This is a genomic window from Variovorax gracilis (assembly GCF_030317115.1).
Lineage (GTDB): Bacteria > Pseudomonadota > Gammaproteobacteria > Burkholderiales > Burkholderiaceae_C > Variovorax > Variovorax gracilis.
Window position 1 is genome coordinate 1 of sequence record NZ_JASZYF010000018.1, and the last position, 15,573, is coordinate 15,573.

At 65.9% G+C, this 15,573-nt stretch carries 12 protein-coding genes and 1 pseudogene; 10 read left to right on the forward strand and 3 right to left on the reverse strand.

Annotation, left to right across the window (positions count from 1 at the left end):
- The first annotated feature begins 463 nt into the window (after positions 1-463).
- The 5 genes and pseudogenes from QTH97_RS25540 (at position 464) to QTH97_RS25560 (ending at position 6,435) form a co-directional block, all read left to right on the forward strand.
- The gene (locus tag QTH97_RS25540) at positions 464-1,783 is read left to right on the forward strand and encodes an ATP-binding protein (protein WP_286571311.1); all 1,320 of its coding nucleotides are present in this window, start codon (positions 464-466) and stop codon (positions 1,781-1,783) included.
- A 272-nt stretch (positions 1,784-2,055) separates the two neighbouring features.
- Positions 2,056-3,246 carry an iron-containing alcohol dehydrogenase gene (locus QTH97_RS25545; RefSeq protein ID WP_286571312.1) on the forward strand — a complete coding sequence of 397 codons (1,191 nt, stop codon included), beginning with the start codon at positions 2,056-2,058 and terminating at the stop codon, positions 3,244-3,246.
- 41 nt (positions 3,247-3,287) lie between these two features.
- Positions 3,288-4,259 (forward strand): Bug family tripartite tricarboxylate transporter substrate binding protein, encoded by a 972-nt coding sequence (locus QTH97_RS25550; RefSeq protein ID WP_286571313.1) that lies wholly within the window; start codon positions 3,288-3,290, stop codon positions 4,257-4,259.
- Positions 4,260-4,495: 236 nt separating this feature from the next.
- The gene (gene adh / locus QTH97_RS25555) at positions 4,496-6,016 is read left to right on the forward strand and encodes an aldehyde dehydrogenase (protein ID WP_286571314.1); all 1,521 of its coding nucleotides are present in this window, start codon (positions 4,496-4,498) and stop codon (positions 6,014-6,016) included.
- An 11-nt stretch (positions 6,017-6,027) separates the two neighbouring features.
- Positions 6,028-6,435 (forward strand): annotated as a pseudogene (locus QTH97_RS25560) (DUF779 domain-containing protein).
- Between the two features lie 16 nt (positions 6,436-6,451).
- Here QTH97_RS25560 and QTH97_RS25565 read toward each other — a convergent pair.
- On the reverse strand, positions 6,452-7,294 hold the full coding sequence (locus tag QTH97_RS25565; protein WP_286571315.1) for a transporter substrate-binding domain-containing protein: 843 nt from the start codon (positions 7,292-7,294) through the stop codon (positions 6,452-6,454).
- 9 nt (positions 7,295-7,303) lie between these two features.
- Entirely contained in the window at positions 7,304-7,759 is a 456-nt protein-coding gene (gene pedF, locus QTH97_RS25570; protein WP_286571402.1) for a cytochrome c-550 PedF, read from the reverse strand.
- A 290-nt stretch (positions 7,760-8,049) separates the two neighbouring features.
- Between pedF and QTH97_RS25575 the strand changes: the two genes are divergently transcribed.
- The 5 genes from QTH97_RS25575 (at position 8,050) to QTH97_RS25595 (ending at position 14,911) form a co-directional block, all read left to right on the forward strand.
- A complete protein-coding gene (locus tag QTH97_RS25575) occupies positions 8,050-10,161 on the forward strand; it encodes a sigma-54-dependent Fis family transcriptional regulator (protein ID WP_286571316.1) in 2,112 nt (703 codons plus the stop codon).
- 325 nt (positions 10,162-10,486) lie between these two features.
- A complete protein-coding gene (gene pqqD, locus QTH97_RS25580) occupies positions 10,487-10,762 on the forward strand; it encodes a pyrroloquinoline quinone biosynthesis peptide chaperone PqqD (RefSeq protein ID WP_286571317.1) in 276 nt (91 codons plus the stop codon).
- Complete coding sequence (locus QTH97_RS25585) at positions 10,759-11,739, forward strand: tripartite tricarboxylate transporter substrate binding protein (protein ID WP_286571318.1); 981 nt, start codon at positions 10,759-10,761, stop codon at positions 11,737-11,739. Before pqqD ends, QTH97_RS25585 begins: the two co-directional genes overlap by 4 nt.
- A 5-nt stretch (positions 11,740-11,744) precedes the next feature.
- The gene (locus QTH97_RS25590; protein WP_286571403.1) at positions 11,745-13,859 is read left to right on the forward strand and encodes a 4Fe-4S binding protein; all 2,115 of its coding nucleotides are present in this window, start codon (positions 11,745-11,747) and stop codon (positions 13,857-13,859) included.
- Positions 13,856-14,911, forward strand: a complete 1,056-nt coding sequence (locus tag QTH97_RS25595; RefSeq protein ID WP_286571319.1) for an FAD:protein FMN transferase — start codon at positions 13,856-13,858, stop codon at positions 14,909-14,911. The genes QTH97_RS25590 and QTH97_RS25595 overlap by 4 nt, the downstream gene beginning before the upstream one ends.
- Here QTH97_RS25595 and QTH97_RS25600 read toward each other — a convergent pair.
- Complete coding sequence (locus QTH97_RS25600) at positions 14,863-15,573, reverse strand: hypothetical protein (protein WP_286571320.1); 711 nt, start codon at positions 15,571-15,573, stop codon at positions 14,863-14,865. The genes QTH97_RS25595 and QTH97_RS25600 overlap by 49 nt on opposite strands.

The window sequence follows — 15,573 nt, forward strand, 5'->3', positions numbered from 1 at the left end:
TACCACCGGTTGTCGTAGTACTGATCCGCTGCGAAGGTGGTCTGCGCAAGGCAGGCGCCATACGGGAGGACAAGCGCGCAGCAAGCTGCAAGGGTGCGTCGGTCGAACATGGAACCCTCCTCACGGAGTAATTGAAGGGGCCAGTGTTGGTGGCAGCTTCAATCGACGCCAATAAGCCGAAAGACAGATGGGGCGAAGCGCAAATCGGCGTATATGCAAGGGGGCCTGACCCCTCATTCGCGGACGGAATGGGGCTTGATTTTCAAGAGAAATCCCCCTGCATCGGGATGTGCTGTCCGCGAGTTCGGGTCAACTTTTCAGCGGCGTGCGTGATGCTTGCAGGGCAACCTTCAGTTTCAATTTTCAGCGCAAGTGGCGCGCCGGCAACGTCGAGACGAGGCCCGACGGCTCGTGGCCGGCCTCTCGGGCACGGAGCCGTACCACCCCCCTTCTGCGGTCGGCATTGGCAATCACCGCGGCGCGGTCGGTGCCGCTGCCTGAAGGCAGGTGCCCGGTTCCGACACCCGTCGACGAAGGCGGGGGAGGGCGGGGGAGGGCAGAGTATCTGCAAATACAAGAACAAATCTTCAATTTGCACGAGCTCGGTAGAATGACCTTCATGATTCCTCGCGACGTCGCGCCACTCGCCGCCGACCTGGCGCGCCAGTATCCAGTCTTGACGCTGACCGGTCCGCGCCAGAGTGGCAAGACGACGCTGTGCCGCAGCCTCTTCCCCGACAAGCCCTACGTGACGCTCGAAGATCCCGACACGAGGCGTTTCGCTGATGAAGATCCGCGCGGCTTCTTGAAGGGCATTGAAGGGGGCGCCATCGTCGACGAGATTCAGCGTGCGCCGCAGATCCCCTCCTACCTTCAGGCGATGGTGGATGCCGACCCGACCCCGGGGCGATTCATCCTGACGGGCAGCCAGCAGTTCGAGCTCATGTCCCAGGTGAGTCAGTCGCTGGCCGGCCGCACGGCCGTGTTGCGACTGCTGCCCTTCTCCCTGGCCGAGGTCGCTCGCCTGCATCCGGTGCCGCCACTGGCGCAAACGCTGCTCACGGGCTTCTACCCGCGCATTCATGACCGCGGCCTCGACCCCTCGCAGGCGCTCGGCGACTACTTCACCACTTACGTGGAGCGTGACCTGCGCCAGTTGGCTGCCGTTCATGACCTGCAGCGCTTCGAACGCTTCGTACGGCTGTGCGCCGGGCGCGTCGGTCAGCTGGTCAATCTCACGAGTCTCGGCAACGATGCTGGCGTTTCGCACGCCACCGCCCGCGCGTGGCTCGACCTGCTCCAGACAAGCTACATCGTGCACGTGCTGCCGCCCTGGTTCACCAACACGTCGAAGCGGCTCGTGAAGAGCCCCAAGCTGTACTTTTGCGATGTGGGTCTGGCCTGCTGGCTGCTGGGCTTGCGCAGCGCCGATCAGGTGGCGCGCGACCCGCTGTTCGGCAGCTTGTTCGAGAACCTGGTGATCATGGAAGCCCTCAAGACCCGATTCAATCAGGGCGAGTCAGCGCAGATGTACTTCTTCCGGGACGCGACAGGCAACGAAGTCGACCTGCTGATTCCCTCGGGACGGAAGCTCCGCGCCGTGGAGATCAAGGCCGGCGCAACGGTGAACCCCGATTACTTTCGCGGCCTTCGCAGCTTCGCGGCTGCCTTCCCCAATGCGCTGGAAGGCGGCAGCGTCGTCTATGGCGGCGACACTGACCAGGCACGAAGCGACTGGCCGGTGATCGGCTGGCAACGCCTGCAGCATCCGCCGGCGCGCTGAGCTTCGAGTGCGTTCGCGCAAGCAATCCACTCTCGTCGACTGCAGATCGGGGCAACCGCTGACCATCGAATTGCGCCGGGACCGCAATGACGTCGCGAAGCAGCCTGCGGCGTCCTGGCTAGTCCCTGAGTCAGAACGTCGGTATGCCGTGACTTGAGATTTTCTCAATCGATCGCTGCGAAAAAGTGCTTTGACCCTCTTGCCATGCGATGGGACGATCCGTTCCGAACTGGCCCTCGCGCCGATGGCACTGAAGTACACGGGAACAAGCAATGATCACGTCAGAAGACAAGGGCTTCCGATACCGTTTCTCCGGTCACGAACGGGTCGTGCACGATGTGAGCGCGCATGAAGCACTTCCCGCCCTGATGAACTGGTTCGGATACCGGCGCGCTTTCTTTGTCTGTTCCAGGACGTTGAACACCCGGACCGATGTCATCCGCAAGATCACTGGGGCCATCGGCGACAAGTTCGTCGGGCTCACCGACGAGGTCGGGGAACACTCGCCGCTCGCCAATGTCCTGAAGGCCGCCCTGCACGCCAGGGAAGCCGAGGCGGACGTGATCGTCGCGATCGGCGGAGGCTCGGTGATGGACATGTGCAAGGCCATGCAGTTGTGCATCTCCGAGAATGTGTTCGATCGTGCGGGCCTGCTGAAGCTCCAGATGAAGATGTCCGATGACGGCACCGAGATGCTTTCGACATCCCGTGCGAGGCCCCTCATCCGGCAGATTGCGATTCCCACGACGCTGGCCACCTCGGAGTGGACACCTGTCAGCACGCCGATCGACGACGAGACCCATCTGAAGGCCCGCTTCGTCGTGCCGGAAGGCGCGCCTCGCGGCGTCATCTATGACGCCACACTGTTGAGGCAGACGCCGCTCGGTCTGCTCCTCTCGACCGGCATACGCGGCCTGGACCATGCCATCAACACCGCTTGCTCGGCGTCGCCCCATCCGCTCGCCAGCCTGCTCGCGGAGAAGGCGATTCAGCTCTACGTCGACAACCTTCCCAGGCTGAAAGATCACTCCGACCTCCAGGCCTTCACCGACTGCCAACTCGCCACCTGGTACACGGGGATGGGCCAGATGTCGGTGCCGCACGGCTTCAGCCATTGGATGGTCCACATCGTCGGACCGCTCGGCTCGGTGGCGCACAGCGACGCTGCGTGCGTCCTGATGCTTGCGCAGGCGAAGTGGCTCGAAGGGTACGCCACGGTGCAGCACGATCGGGTCCTCAAGCTTTTGGGACGAAGCGGTCCGTTTCACAAGGTGCTCGCGGAATTGCTCACTCGGCTCGACATGCCCACCACGCTCGATGACCTCGGCCTGTCGGAGCAACAGGTCGAAGGTTTCATCCAGCCAGCGCTCGACCACCCGCAAGTCACGCTGAACAACATCCGGCCCATCCTGACCGCTGACGATGTCAGGCAGGTCCTGGGTCTCGCCTGTTCCGCGCGGTAGCTGCTGCTACCGACCGCCCAGAACCACACCAGAGACACGACATGACGCTCGATCGCCTCGCCGCGCTGGCGCTGACATTGCTGGCCGCCATGGCCTGTCCCGCTGTCGCGGACGACAAGTATCCGGGCAAGGCCGTGACCGTGGTGGTCCCGCAAGTCGCGGGTGGTGCCAACGATGCCATCGCACGCATCGTGGCTCAGAAACTCGCGGAGTCGACCGGCCAGCCGTTCATCATCGACAACCGCCCTGGCGCGGGCGGCAATATCGGCACGGCGTTCGCCGCGAAGTCCAGGGCCGACGGCTACACCCTGCTGCTGACCGTCGACAGCGCATACGTCATCAATCCGGCGCTCTACAAGAGTACGGGCTTTGATCCCATCAAGGACTTCGTGCCGATCGCGACCGTAGCGACGGCAGGCTATGTGCTGGTTGCGAACAACAGCTTTCCACCGAACAACGTCGGCGAATTGATCGCGGCGGCCAAGGCCCAGCCCGGAAAGATCGCCATCGGGTCGGCCGGCAACGGCACGCTCAACCATCTCTTCGGGGAAATGCTGGGCAAGGCCGCCGGCATCCAGATGATGCACGTCCCCTACAAGGGCGCCTCCGCGGCGGTGACCGATCTTGTCGGTGGGCAGGTGCAGGTATCCGTGCAGAGCCTGCCCTCGTCACTGCCGTTCATCAAGGCCAGGAAACTCAAGGTGCTGGGCGTGGTCAATGAAAGGCGCGTGTCCTTGCTGCCCGATGTGCCAACCATCGGCGAGACGATCAAGGGCCTCGGCGCAACGCCCTGGTACGGCCTGCTGGCGCCGGCCGGATCTCCGAAGGAGGTCGTCTCGCAGTTGCAGGCGCACTTGGCCAAGGTGCTGAACTCGCCCGAGCTGCGCGAGAAACTGGCCATGCTCGGTTGCGAACCCTACGTGGGCACACCCGAGGAATTTGCCGCAAGGATCAGGAGCGACCTGCCCCGGTGGGCCAGCGTCGTCAAGGATGCCGGGGTCACGGTCGACTGAAGAGAACCGCCCCAGGGACCGGGCGTCGGGCGAAGACGGCTGATTCAATCTGCATCACTTGCTCCGTTTCGACACAGCATCGGCGCCATGACTGTCATGCGGCGTCGGCGCACGACGGCTGCAAATCCTTTTGGCGACAACCACTTGCGCGTGCTGGCACACGATGGCATGGGTTGGCCCACCGATTGCGAATCAGTTCATGCGATTCCTTCCTCAACTTCAACGGAGATGAATTCATGGACATGGCTGAAATGCGCAACCTCGGCGTTGCGAACCCTTTCAAGAAGCAATACGGCAACTACATCGGCGGCCAGTGGGTCGCGCCGATCGACGGGCAGTACTTCGACAACCTGACGCCGGTCACGGGCCAGGCCTTCACGAGCATCCCGCGCTCCAATGCGAAAGACATCGAGGCCGCCCTCGATGCCGCGCACAAGGCCAAGGCCGCATGGGGCCGCACCTCGACCACCGAGCGCGCCAACATCCTGCTGAAGATCGCCGATCGCATGGAGCAGAACCTGCAGACGCTCGCCGTGGCCGAGACGCTCGACAACGGCAAGCCGCTGCGCGAGACGATGGCCGCCGACATGCCGCTGGCCATCGATCACTTTCGCTACTTCGCCGCGTGCGTGCGCGCACAGGAAGGCGGCATCAGCGAGATCGACCACGAGACCTATGCGTACCACTTCCATGAGCCGCTCGGCGTCGTGGGCCAGATCATTCCCTGGAACTTCCCGATCCTGATGGCGGTGTGGAAATTGGCGCCCGCGCTGGCGGCCGGCAACTGCATCGTGCTGAAGCCGGCCGAGCAGACACCCGCGTCCATCCTCGTGTTGATGGAGATCATCGGCGACCTGCTGCCCGCCGGCGTGCTGAATGTCGTCAACGGCTTCGGCCTCGAATGCGGCAAGCCGCTGGCGTCGAGCCCGCGCATCGCCAAGATCGCCTTCACCGGCGAGACCACAACGGGCCGCCTGATCTCGCAGTACGCGAGCCAGAACCTGATCCCTGTGACGCTGGAGCTCGGGGGCAAGTCGCCCAACATCTTCTTCGAGGACGTACTCGCGGCCGACGACGCCTTCTTCGACAAGGCGCTCGAGGGCTTCACGATGTTCGCGCTGAACCAGGGCGAGGTGTGCACCTGTCCGAGCCGTGCGCTGATCCAGGAATCGATCTACGACCGCTTCATGGAGCGCGCGATCCAGCGTGTCGAGGCCATCACGCAAGGCCATCCGCTCGACACCGCCACCATGCTCGGCGCCCAGGCCTCGCAGGAGCAGATGGAGAAGATCCTTTCGTACATCGACCTCGGCAAGCAGGAAGGTGCGCAGTGCCTGACCGGCGGCGAGCGCAACAAGAAGAACGGCGAACTGGCTTGCGGCTACTACATCAAGCCGACGGTGTTCAAGGGCCACAACAAGATGCGCATCTTCCAGGAAGAGATCTTCGGGCCGGTGCTGTCGGTAACGACCTTCAAGACCGAGGAAGAGGCGCTGGAGATCGCCAACGACACGCTCTATGGCCTCGGCGCCGGCGTGTGGAGCCGCGATAGCGCACGCGCCTTCCGCATGGGCCGCGGCATCCAGGCTGGCCGGGTGTGGACCAACTGCTACCACCAGTATCCGGCGCACGCCGCCTTCGGTGGCTACAAGCAGTCGGGCATCGGCCGCGAGAACCACAAGATGATGCTCGATCACTACCAGCAGACCAAGAATCTGCTGGTGAGCTACAGCCCGAACAAGCTGGGCTTCTTCTGATCGAGACCGGCATGCCGTCCGACGCGCCAGCCCTTGAAACGGCTCCGGTCGTTGTGAGCCGCGTGTCCGTCACGGCGGCGGCGCAGGCGCTCATCGAGCGCCTGCGCGCGGAGCATGGCCCGTTGATGTTCCATCAGTCGGGTGGCTGCTGCGATGGCAGCGCGCCGATGTGCTTTGCGCTGGGCGAGTTCATCACAGGCGATGCCGACATCTGCCTGGGCGAGATTGCGCAGACGCCGTTCTACATGAGCCGATAGCAGTTCGAGTACTGGGAGCACACGCACCTGATCATCGACGCGGTGCCGGGCAACGGCGGGATGTTTTCACTGGAACGTCCGACCGGATTGCGCTTCCTCACGCGATCGCGCCTGTACGACGACGCGGAGTGGCAAGCGCTGGTGGCGCAGGGCCGGCCCTAGCCGGCCCCTGTGGCGTTCAGGGCGTTTGCCAGGCGACGTTGGCGCCGTCGAACATCTCGCGCATGCGGCCGCTGCTCACCAGATCATTGACTCCGGCTTGCAGTGCCTGGGCCAGGTCGGTCGCGTCCTTTTTCACCGCCAACCCCACCGCCCAGCCGTTTCGCTGGGCACGCGGCGACGGGATTGGCGCGATCGCGAACCGCGCATCGCCGCGCAACACCGATTCCATTTCCGACGCAAGTCCTGCGGCGGCCGCCACCTCGCCCCGTTGCAAGGCGCGTGCGGCTTCGGCGCCGTCCTTCCATTGCGTGTTGAGCAGGTTGCGATAGGCGCCGCCCTCTGCCCCGATCATGAGCCAGCCCGCCAGCGTCTGCCCCGGCACCGCGACCTTGGCATCGCCCAATGCCGAGAGCGTGTCGAGTTGCGGCAGCCGGTCGAGTTGCCGCGCCAGCACGACACGCTCTCGGTAGTACGGCGCGAAGATGTTGGCTTGCGGCGTGTCGTCGATGAGCGGCTTGTCGACCGGCACGTGCATCAACACGTCGGCGGGTCCGAAGCCCAGGTAGTGGCCGCGCCAGACCATGTTGCGCAGGTCGTCTCCCATGTTCTCGTCGGCGCTGAAGGGCAGCATCGACAGCTTGACGCCCAGCGAGTCCGCCAGCGCCTGCGCGATGGCGACATCGATGCCCTTGCCGGCGACGTGGAATGGCGGCATGTCCTTGTAGAGCGCCACGATGAGCGTCCCGCGCTCGCGAATGCGGGCCAGCGAGGCAGCGCCCGATGGCAGCGACGCGCCCGCGAGGCTTGCGACGCCGAGCCAGCGCAGGCAGTCGCGGCGCGACAGGTTCTTGTGATTCATGCGGTGCTCCTACATCGGCTTGTCGCGGCGGGTCTCCAGGTACGCCTTGATCGACCAGATCGCCTCCTGGCTCATCGTGCCCTCGAACGGCGGCATGTACACCGCGCCGTTGCGCGTGCGGCCGTGGCGCACGGTGGTCAGGAAGTAGTCGTCCATTTCCTTGACGCAGGCGGTCTTCTTCGCGGCGTCCTTCAGTGCGGCGCAATCGTTGTCGATCTTGCGCAGGTCGGGCGCAATGCCGCCGGAAATGGCCTCGATGCCGTGGCAACGCGCGCAATTCTGGTTGTAGGCGGACGTGCCGATCTTGATGGCCGACGCATTGCCGCGGTAAGGGTTCTCGGGTTTCCAGTCCTTGCCCAGGGACCCCAGCGCGGAAGTGTCCACCGCTTGCGGTGTCACGTCGCCGTGCGACCAGGCCAGCGTGGCGCCGCCTATGCAGGCCGCCGCGGCGAGCAGGACGCCCATCTTCCGGACGGCGCCGGCCCGCAGTGCTCTCGGACGCTTCAGGTTGTTCATCGTCAGTCTCCGTTCATGTGGAAGTAAACACACGGACGAAAGCGCAAACGCCATGCCACGCCGAAGATGTTGCAAGCGGGAACAAAAATTGCGTGAATTGCTCTCTGTGTGGCATCCTTTGCAACGGCCGGCCCGCATGTGACAGAGAGCGTCGATCCCCGGTGTACCAGAACGGAACACTGCGGCGAAGTTTCGAGAACCAGACTACCTGCTCGTCCAGAAGCAGAGGAGACTAATCAATGGTTGAGACCCACCGCGCGCTGGCGATTCCCAGGACATGGACCACGCCGGCAGTGCTGCCGGTCCCCCAGCAGCCGCAACGTACCGAACTGATCGAGCAATGGCACCAACGCTGCTCCGCGCTCGGGCTGACCCGGATCGAGCGACCCGACTTCGAACCCCTCCTGCGCAGCGACCTCACGGTGGCGCGCGAGCGCAACCAGCGGCTGTTCACCCATGCGGCGCCCGTGATGGAAATGCTGTTCGAACAGATTGTCGACACTGAAAGCATGATCGTGCTGGCCGACGTGTCGGGCACCATCCTCCACTCGGTCGGCGACGACAAGTTCCTGCAGCGCGCCGACAAGGTGGCGCTGTCCCCCGGCGTGAACTGGGCGGAGCATTCCAAGGGCACCAATGCCATCGGCACGGCGCTGTTCGAGGAGGCGCCCACGGTGGTTCATGGCGGCGAGCACTTCATCCACGCCAACGATTTCCTCACCTGCTCGGCCGCGCCCATCTTCGACCCGCGCGGAAACATGCTCGGCGTGCTCGACGTCACCGGCGACCAGCGCTCCTACCACCAGCACACGATGGGCCTGGTGCGCATGTCGGCCCGCATGATCGAGAACCAGTGGCTGTCGGACGACTACGGCAACCGCCTGCGGCTGCACTTCCACAGCCGCGTGGAGTTCATCGGCACGCTGCTCGAAGGCATCGTCGTGGTCGGGGCGGACGGGAAGATCCTGGGTGCCAATCGCAGCGCGCTCGACCAGCTTGACATGAGCAGCGCCGCACTTCGCATGCACAGCCTGACCAGCCTGTTCGGAACCACAGTGCCGGCCGTCTTCGACCACTTCCGCATGCCGCTGCCCATGCCGATGGCGCTGTGCCTGTCCAGCGGGCGGAAGTTCCATGTCAATGCGCGCTTCGACGGGCCGCAGCGCGCCATGCCCGTCGAAGCGCGTTTCTCTCAAACCGCCGCCGATGGGGTCGCGCATGGCCGCGCCGCCGGGGGGGAAAGCGGCAGGCGCACGGGCTCGCTCGCCGGAGACACTGCCCATTCGGCGGATGGCACCCTGTTTTCGGGCCTGCATTACCTCAACACCGGCGACCCGCAGATCGCGGCGCTGGTGCAGAAGGTGCAGCGGGTGATCAATCGCGACATTCCGCTGCTGATCCTTGGAGAGACGGGCACCGGCAAGGAGTTGCTGGCGCGTGCGGTGCACCAGGATTCGAACCGTGCCAGGCAGCCGTTCGTGGCGGTCAACTGTGCGTCGATTCCCGAATCGCTGATCGAGGCCGAGCTGTTCGGCTACGAGGACGGAGCGTTCACCGGCGCACGGCGCAAGGGCGCGGTCGGCCGCATCGTGCAGGCCAACGGCGGCACCCTGTTCCTCGACGAGATCGGCGACATGCCGCTGGCCCTGCAGGCCCGCCTGCTGCGCGTGCTGCAGGAGCGCAACGTGACCCCGCTCGGCAGCCTGAAGTCGATTCCGGTGGACATCGCGGTGATCGGCGCGACGCACCGCAAGCTGCGCGACATGATCGATGCTGGCACGTTCCGCGAGGACCTGTACTACCGCCTGAACGGTCTGGTGGTGAAGCTGCCCGCGCTGCGCGAGCGTTGCGACCTCGACGTGGTGGCGCGCCGCATCCTGCTGGCCGAATGTCCGCATGCCACCCCGGACATCGATCCGCAGGTGATGTCGCTTTTCAAGGCCTACGCCTGGCCGGGCAACGTGCGCCAGTTGGCGAACGTCTTGCGCACCGCTGCGGTCATGGCCGCGGGCGAAGGCCAGATCGCGGAGCAACATCTTTCCGACGATTTCCTGGAGGATGTGCAGTCCGTGCGCAGTGCCGTGGCACCTGCCGCCGATCCCGTGGCCCGAACCGGGTCCAGCGTTGCGCCCGTGCATGCGCAGACGATGCCGGATGCCAGCGCGGTGGCGCCCATCCCGCCGCACCCGCAGGCAAATGCCGAACCGGCGGTGCCTCGCACGCTGGGCGAGGCGGAAGTGGACTTGATCCGCAATGCGCTCGCCGCTGCCAATGGAAACATCTCGGTCGCGTCGAAGCGCCTGGGCATCAGTCGAAACACGATCTACCGCAAGCTCCGCTGGGGAAAGTGAATCGTGCGGGCGTGTCCCGCAAGCCCGGCCTGACCCCGCTCCAGGGGACATTCCTGTCCCGCCGTCGCACGGCGCTGTACCAGACTGGAACACTGCCTGTCGCCAGCTGTGCGCTGCGGGCAGGCTGGAGCGTTCGGCATCAGGGCAATCCCTGAGTCTTTTCGCAGGCGTTGCGCCATGGCGCCACGGGCATGCGATTTGCGGAACGCTGGAACATGAAAATCACCGAGCACGGACCCGGCGGCCGTTTCTGCCTTCCGCAAGAGGATGGCCGTCGAGGCCCGTGCACGGGCCCACGCGCCGGCGACGGCTTGGAGATCAGGCTGTGATCACGCCAGACGCGCGCCCCCGCATGTCGACGCTGTACCGGATGCAGTTCGAGCCGACGCACGACAGCTGGATCCTGCTTTACCCCGAAGGCATGGTGCGGCTGAATGCTCCGGCCGCCGAGATCCTGCAGCGCTGCGACGGCCGGCGCACCGTGGACGAGATCGTCGCGGAGCTGGAGGTGGCCTTCGCGCACGCGCCCTTGCACGACGACGTGGTGGGCTTCCTGAGCCAGGCGGTGCAGTGCGGCTGGCTGCAGCAGGGGAACGCATGACCACGCGTCGCGGCCTGCTTTGCGCCGGGGCTTCGATGGCAGCGCTCGGGGCCGCACCGTGGGCTCGATCGCAGGCGGGAGAAGGAGACGCGTTCCCGCAGCACCCCCTGGTGCTCTGGGTGCCGTGGAGCGCGGGCGGCGGTACCGACATCACCCTGCGCCTGCTGGCGGAACTGGCGGGCCGCCAACTCGGCCAGCGCATCGTCATCGAGAACCGCGGCGGCGCCGGCGGCACGCTGGCGATGCCGATCCTTCAACAGTCTCCGGCCGATGGCTACACCCTCGCGCAGATGCCGCAACCGGTGTTCCGCGCGCCGTTCACGCAGAAGGTTGCGTGGGACCCGATCCGTGACACCACGCCCATCCTGCAGGTGAGCGGCGTGACGTTCGGGCTGCTGGTGCCTGCGGCAAGTCCGGTGCGCAGCGTGGCGGAACTGCTGGCCTATGCCGCGGCGCACCCGGGTCGGCTGAGCATCGCGACCAACGGCGTGGGCACCACGCCGCACGTCGTGCTCGACGCGCTGTTCGCCAGGAATGGCCTGAGCTTCATTCATGTGCCCTACAAGGGCGCGGCCGAGCAGATGATCGCCCTCTCGTCCGGGCAGGTGATGGCGGGCGTCAACGCCAATGGCTTTGCGCCGTATGTCGACTCGGGCGGTTTGCGCATGCTGGCCGTCTTTGGCGCGAGCCGATCCAGGCGATGGCCCGACGTGCCCACCATGAGCGAACTCGGCCACGGAATCGTCGCGACGTCGCCCTATGGACTGGCCGGGCCGTGTGGCATGCCCGGCGCGATCGTGCAACGTCTGCACGCGGCCTTCAAGACCGCGCTGTTCGATCCCCGCCATGTTGCCGAGCTGGCCCGGTACGACCAGGAGGTCGCCTACCTCGACAGCGCCGACTACGGCCGCAGCATGCGCGAAGCCTATGCCGCCGAGAAGCGCACGGTGGAGCGCCTGGGGCTGGGTGCCGTGTGACCGCCATGCTGCGGCTGCTGGCGTGCCGGGCCGTATCGAGCCTGCTGGCGGCGCTGCTTGGCTTCGCATGCGGCGCCCAGGCCGGAGTGATGACGCGCGCCAGCCTGCAGGAGCGCTTTCCTGCGCCGCTCACGGTCGGAGAGAAGGACGCGCAACTGCCCGTGTGGCCCATCTTCAAGCAGGACATGACCACGCCGATGCTGGCAGGCTATGTCTTCGAGTCGATCGACTTCGCGCCGATCCCGGGCTTCTCCGGCACCCCGCTCAACCTGCTCGTCGCACTCGACCCGAAGGGTGTATTCCTTGATGTGCAGGTCTTGTCGCACCACGAGCCGGTGTTTCTCGAGGGGCTGGGCGAAGGGCCGCTGCTCCGCTTTGCCGACCAGTACAAGGGGCTCTCGCTGCAGCAGAGCGTCAAGATCGGCTCGAACGCCAACCGCGGCGAGGAACGCGGCAGCGCCAACGTCTACATCGACGGCGTGGCCAAGGCGACGGCCTCGGTGCGCATCCTCAACCAGAGCCTGCTTTCGTCGGCGTTGCGCGTGGCGCGTGCCAGGCTCGGCTTCGCGGCCGGGCGCGATCCGGAAATGGTTGCGCGCGTGCGGCGCGACACCTATGCGCCGATGAACTGGGATGCGCTGCTGCAGGCGGGCCTGGTCCAGCATGTCCGGCTCACACGAGGCAGGGTCGAGAAGGCGTTCGACGGCAGCGGCGTCGAGTTGCCGGTGGCTGGCCATGCGGACGACACCTTCTCGGACCTGTACGTCGCCTGGCTCAACGCGCCGTCAGTCGGCCGCAACCTGCTGTCGGACGCCGGCTGGCAGCACCTGCTCGGGCGCATGGACGAAGGCGACCATGCCTTGCTCGTCATCGCCGTCGGCCCGTACACCTTTGTCGGCGACAAGTTCGTGCGCGGCGCGGTGCCCGACCGGCTGACGCTGAAGCAAGGCGACCTGCCCCTCGAACTGCGCGACCTGGACCTGGACGACCCGCTCGCCTTGCCGGAGAACTTGCGCGGCGTCGACGCCAAGGTTTTCCGCGTGATCGGCCCGGCCGGCCTGGACCCTGCGCACACACTGGACTTTGCGCTGCGCGTGACGCGCGACAAGGGCATGGTCTATCCCGAGCGCATCAGCCGCAGCTTTGCGGTGCCTTACACGCTGCCCGCCGACCAACTGACGCTGCCCGAAGCGGATGGGAAGGGTTGGCAAGGCATCTGGCGCGCGCGCGCGTGGGAGCTGGCGGTGCTGGGCGCTGCGCTGGCCCTGCTGGCGCTGGTGCTGGCCCGTCCGGAATGGGTCGTCGCCACGCCCGCGCGGCTGGCGCGTTTTCGCACCGGCTACCTCGTCTTCACGCTGTTCTTCATTGGCTGGTTCGCGCAAGGGCAACTGTCGGTCGTCAACATCACGGCGCTGATCCAGGCGCTCGTCGCCGGGCGTGACGTGACCTTCTTCCTCTACGATCCGATGACGGTGGCGCTGTGGTCATTCGTCGCGGTAACGCTTGTGGTCTGGGGTCGCGGCACCTTCTGCGGATGGCTCTGCCCTTTCGGCGCAATGCAGGAACTGGTGGGCCAGGTGACGCGGCTTCTCGGGATTCGCCCCATCAAGCTGCATCGCGACGTCGACCACAGGCTGAAGATGGTCAAGTTCGCGGTGCTCGCGGTCATCGTCGGGCTGGCCGTGGCGTCACCGGGATGGACCGACCTCGCGGTGGAAGTCGAGCCTTTCAAGACCGCGATCACATTGAATTTCGTGCGCTCATGGCCGTTTGTCGCGTGGGCCGCCGGATTGCTGCTGCTCAACGTCCTTCTCTACAAGGGGTTCTGCCGCTACCTGTGCCCGCTCGGTGCGGGGCTCAACCTGCTCGGGCGCATGCGCCTGCTGCGCTGGATTCCGCGCCGGATGGAATGCGGCACGCCGTGCCAGACCTGTCGACATCGCTGCGAGTACCAGGCCATCAAGCCAGGCGGTGCGGTCGTCTACGAGGAGTGTTTCCAGTGCCTCGACTGCGTAGCGATCCACGACAGTGCGCAACGCTGTGCGCCATTGATTGCCAGGGGGCGCGACAGGGTCATCGCGATCCGTCCGTTGCCTGCACTGGCCGGGGGCCAGGCATGAAGCGGCGCCAGTGGCTGCGCGCGGCCCTGGGGCTGGGGGCGTTGACCGGCGTCTCGGGCATGTCTCCGAAGTCGTTGCGCTGGGAGCAACGTTCGATGCTGGGTTTTGGCACCATCCTTCATATCAAGGCCGCACATGAAGATGCCGGGGTGCTGGACCGTGCGCTCGATGCGGGCGTGCGGGCACTGCGACGCATCGAAAGCCAGATGAGCCTCTTCCAGCCCGACAGCGCGCTCTCGCGACTGAACCGCGACGGCTTGCTGCGTGCGCCGCCCGCGGAACTCGTCGACATCCTGGACATTGCGCATGCGGTGTCGCGCGACAGCGACGGTGCATTCGATGTCACCGTACAGCGGCTGTGGCTCGCCTTCGAGGCGGCGCAGCGCGGGGGACGGTTGCCAACTTCGCGTGAAGTGAATGCGGCACGCGCCAAGGTCGACTGGCGCGCGCTCGACGTCACCTCGCGCTTGATCCGTTTCGACACTCCCGGCATGTCCGCCACGCTCAACGGCATTGCGCAGGGCTATGCGGCCGACCATGTGCGTGCACTGCTCGCATCGCGCGGCATCCAGCATGCGCTGGTCGACGCCGGTGAGTTCGCGCCGCTCGGCAACAACAGCGAGTCGCAGCCCTGGACGCTCGGCATCGCCGATCCACGCGAGGAATCCGCGCTGATCGCGCGGCTCATGTCGGACGGCCGATGCATCGCAACATCGGCCGACAGCCTCACGACCTTCAGCGCCGACCGCCGCCATCACCACATCTTCGACCCGCACACAGGCTATTCGCCAACGGCGCTTGCGGCCGTGACCGTCGCAGCGCACTCGGGAGCGATCGCGGATGCGCTGACGAAGGTGTTCTTCGTGGCCGGGCCGGAGCGGGTGCGAGTGCTGGCGCACCAATGGAAAGTCGATGCCTTGTGGGTCGACAAGGCCGGTCGCTGGGAGGCCACGCCTGGCCTGAAACAGCGTCTTTCGGACGAGCAGCAGGCGCATCTGCCACGTCAGCGCCATGACTCCAGTTCCAGCGTGCGTGAGCCGCCGCTGAGGTAGGCGAGGCGTTCCGCCGGTTCGTCGCGCTGTAAGCGCACCAGGCCGACGCCGCGGCAGTACCACTCGGTGGTGGTGAGCGGCATGTCGCGCCAGCCGCGCACCGGGTCGGCGTAGAGGCGCAGCATGGCCGTGCCCCGGACGCGCAGGCAATGGGGGAAGCGGCCCGCAGGAACTTCGACGGTTTCGTCTTCGGCTTCGATCTCGAAAGTCATCGGAATGCTGGGGTGCTCGTAGCGGATCTCGCGCGGGAAATCATTGCGCCGCATCAGCAGGTAGGCGGTGGTGCTCGCCTGCCACTGGGTGCCGGTGGTGAAAGGCGCACGCAGCACGACACGCAAGGGCTTGTCGGGCTTGGGTGCTTCGTCGAGATCGCTCTTGCTGGCGACGCGATAAATGCCGGTGCTGTCGGCGCGCAACCAGTACTCGACGCCGCTGTCGCTGCGGCGGCGCCAGGCCGGGCCGCCGTCGATGGCATCGTCCGACGATGCGCCGAGCGTGCGCAGGACAAGCGTCTCGCGTTCGGTGGTTCCGTCTTCGGATCGCGTCGTGACGCGGTAGGTCCAGGCGTGGCCGGCCTCGAGCGGAAAAGGGGAGGTCGATGTGCCGCCGGCATGGCAGCCTGCGAACAATGCAAGGCACAAGGCGATGCAACTGCGGTGCAT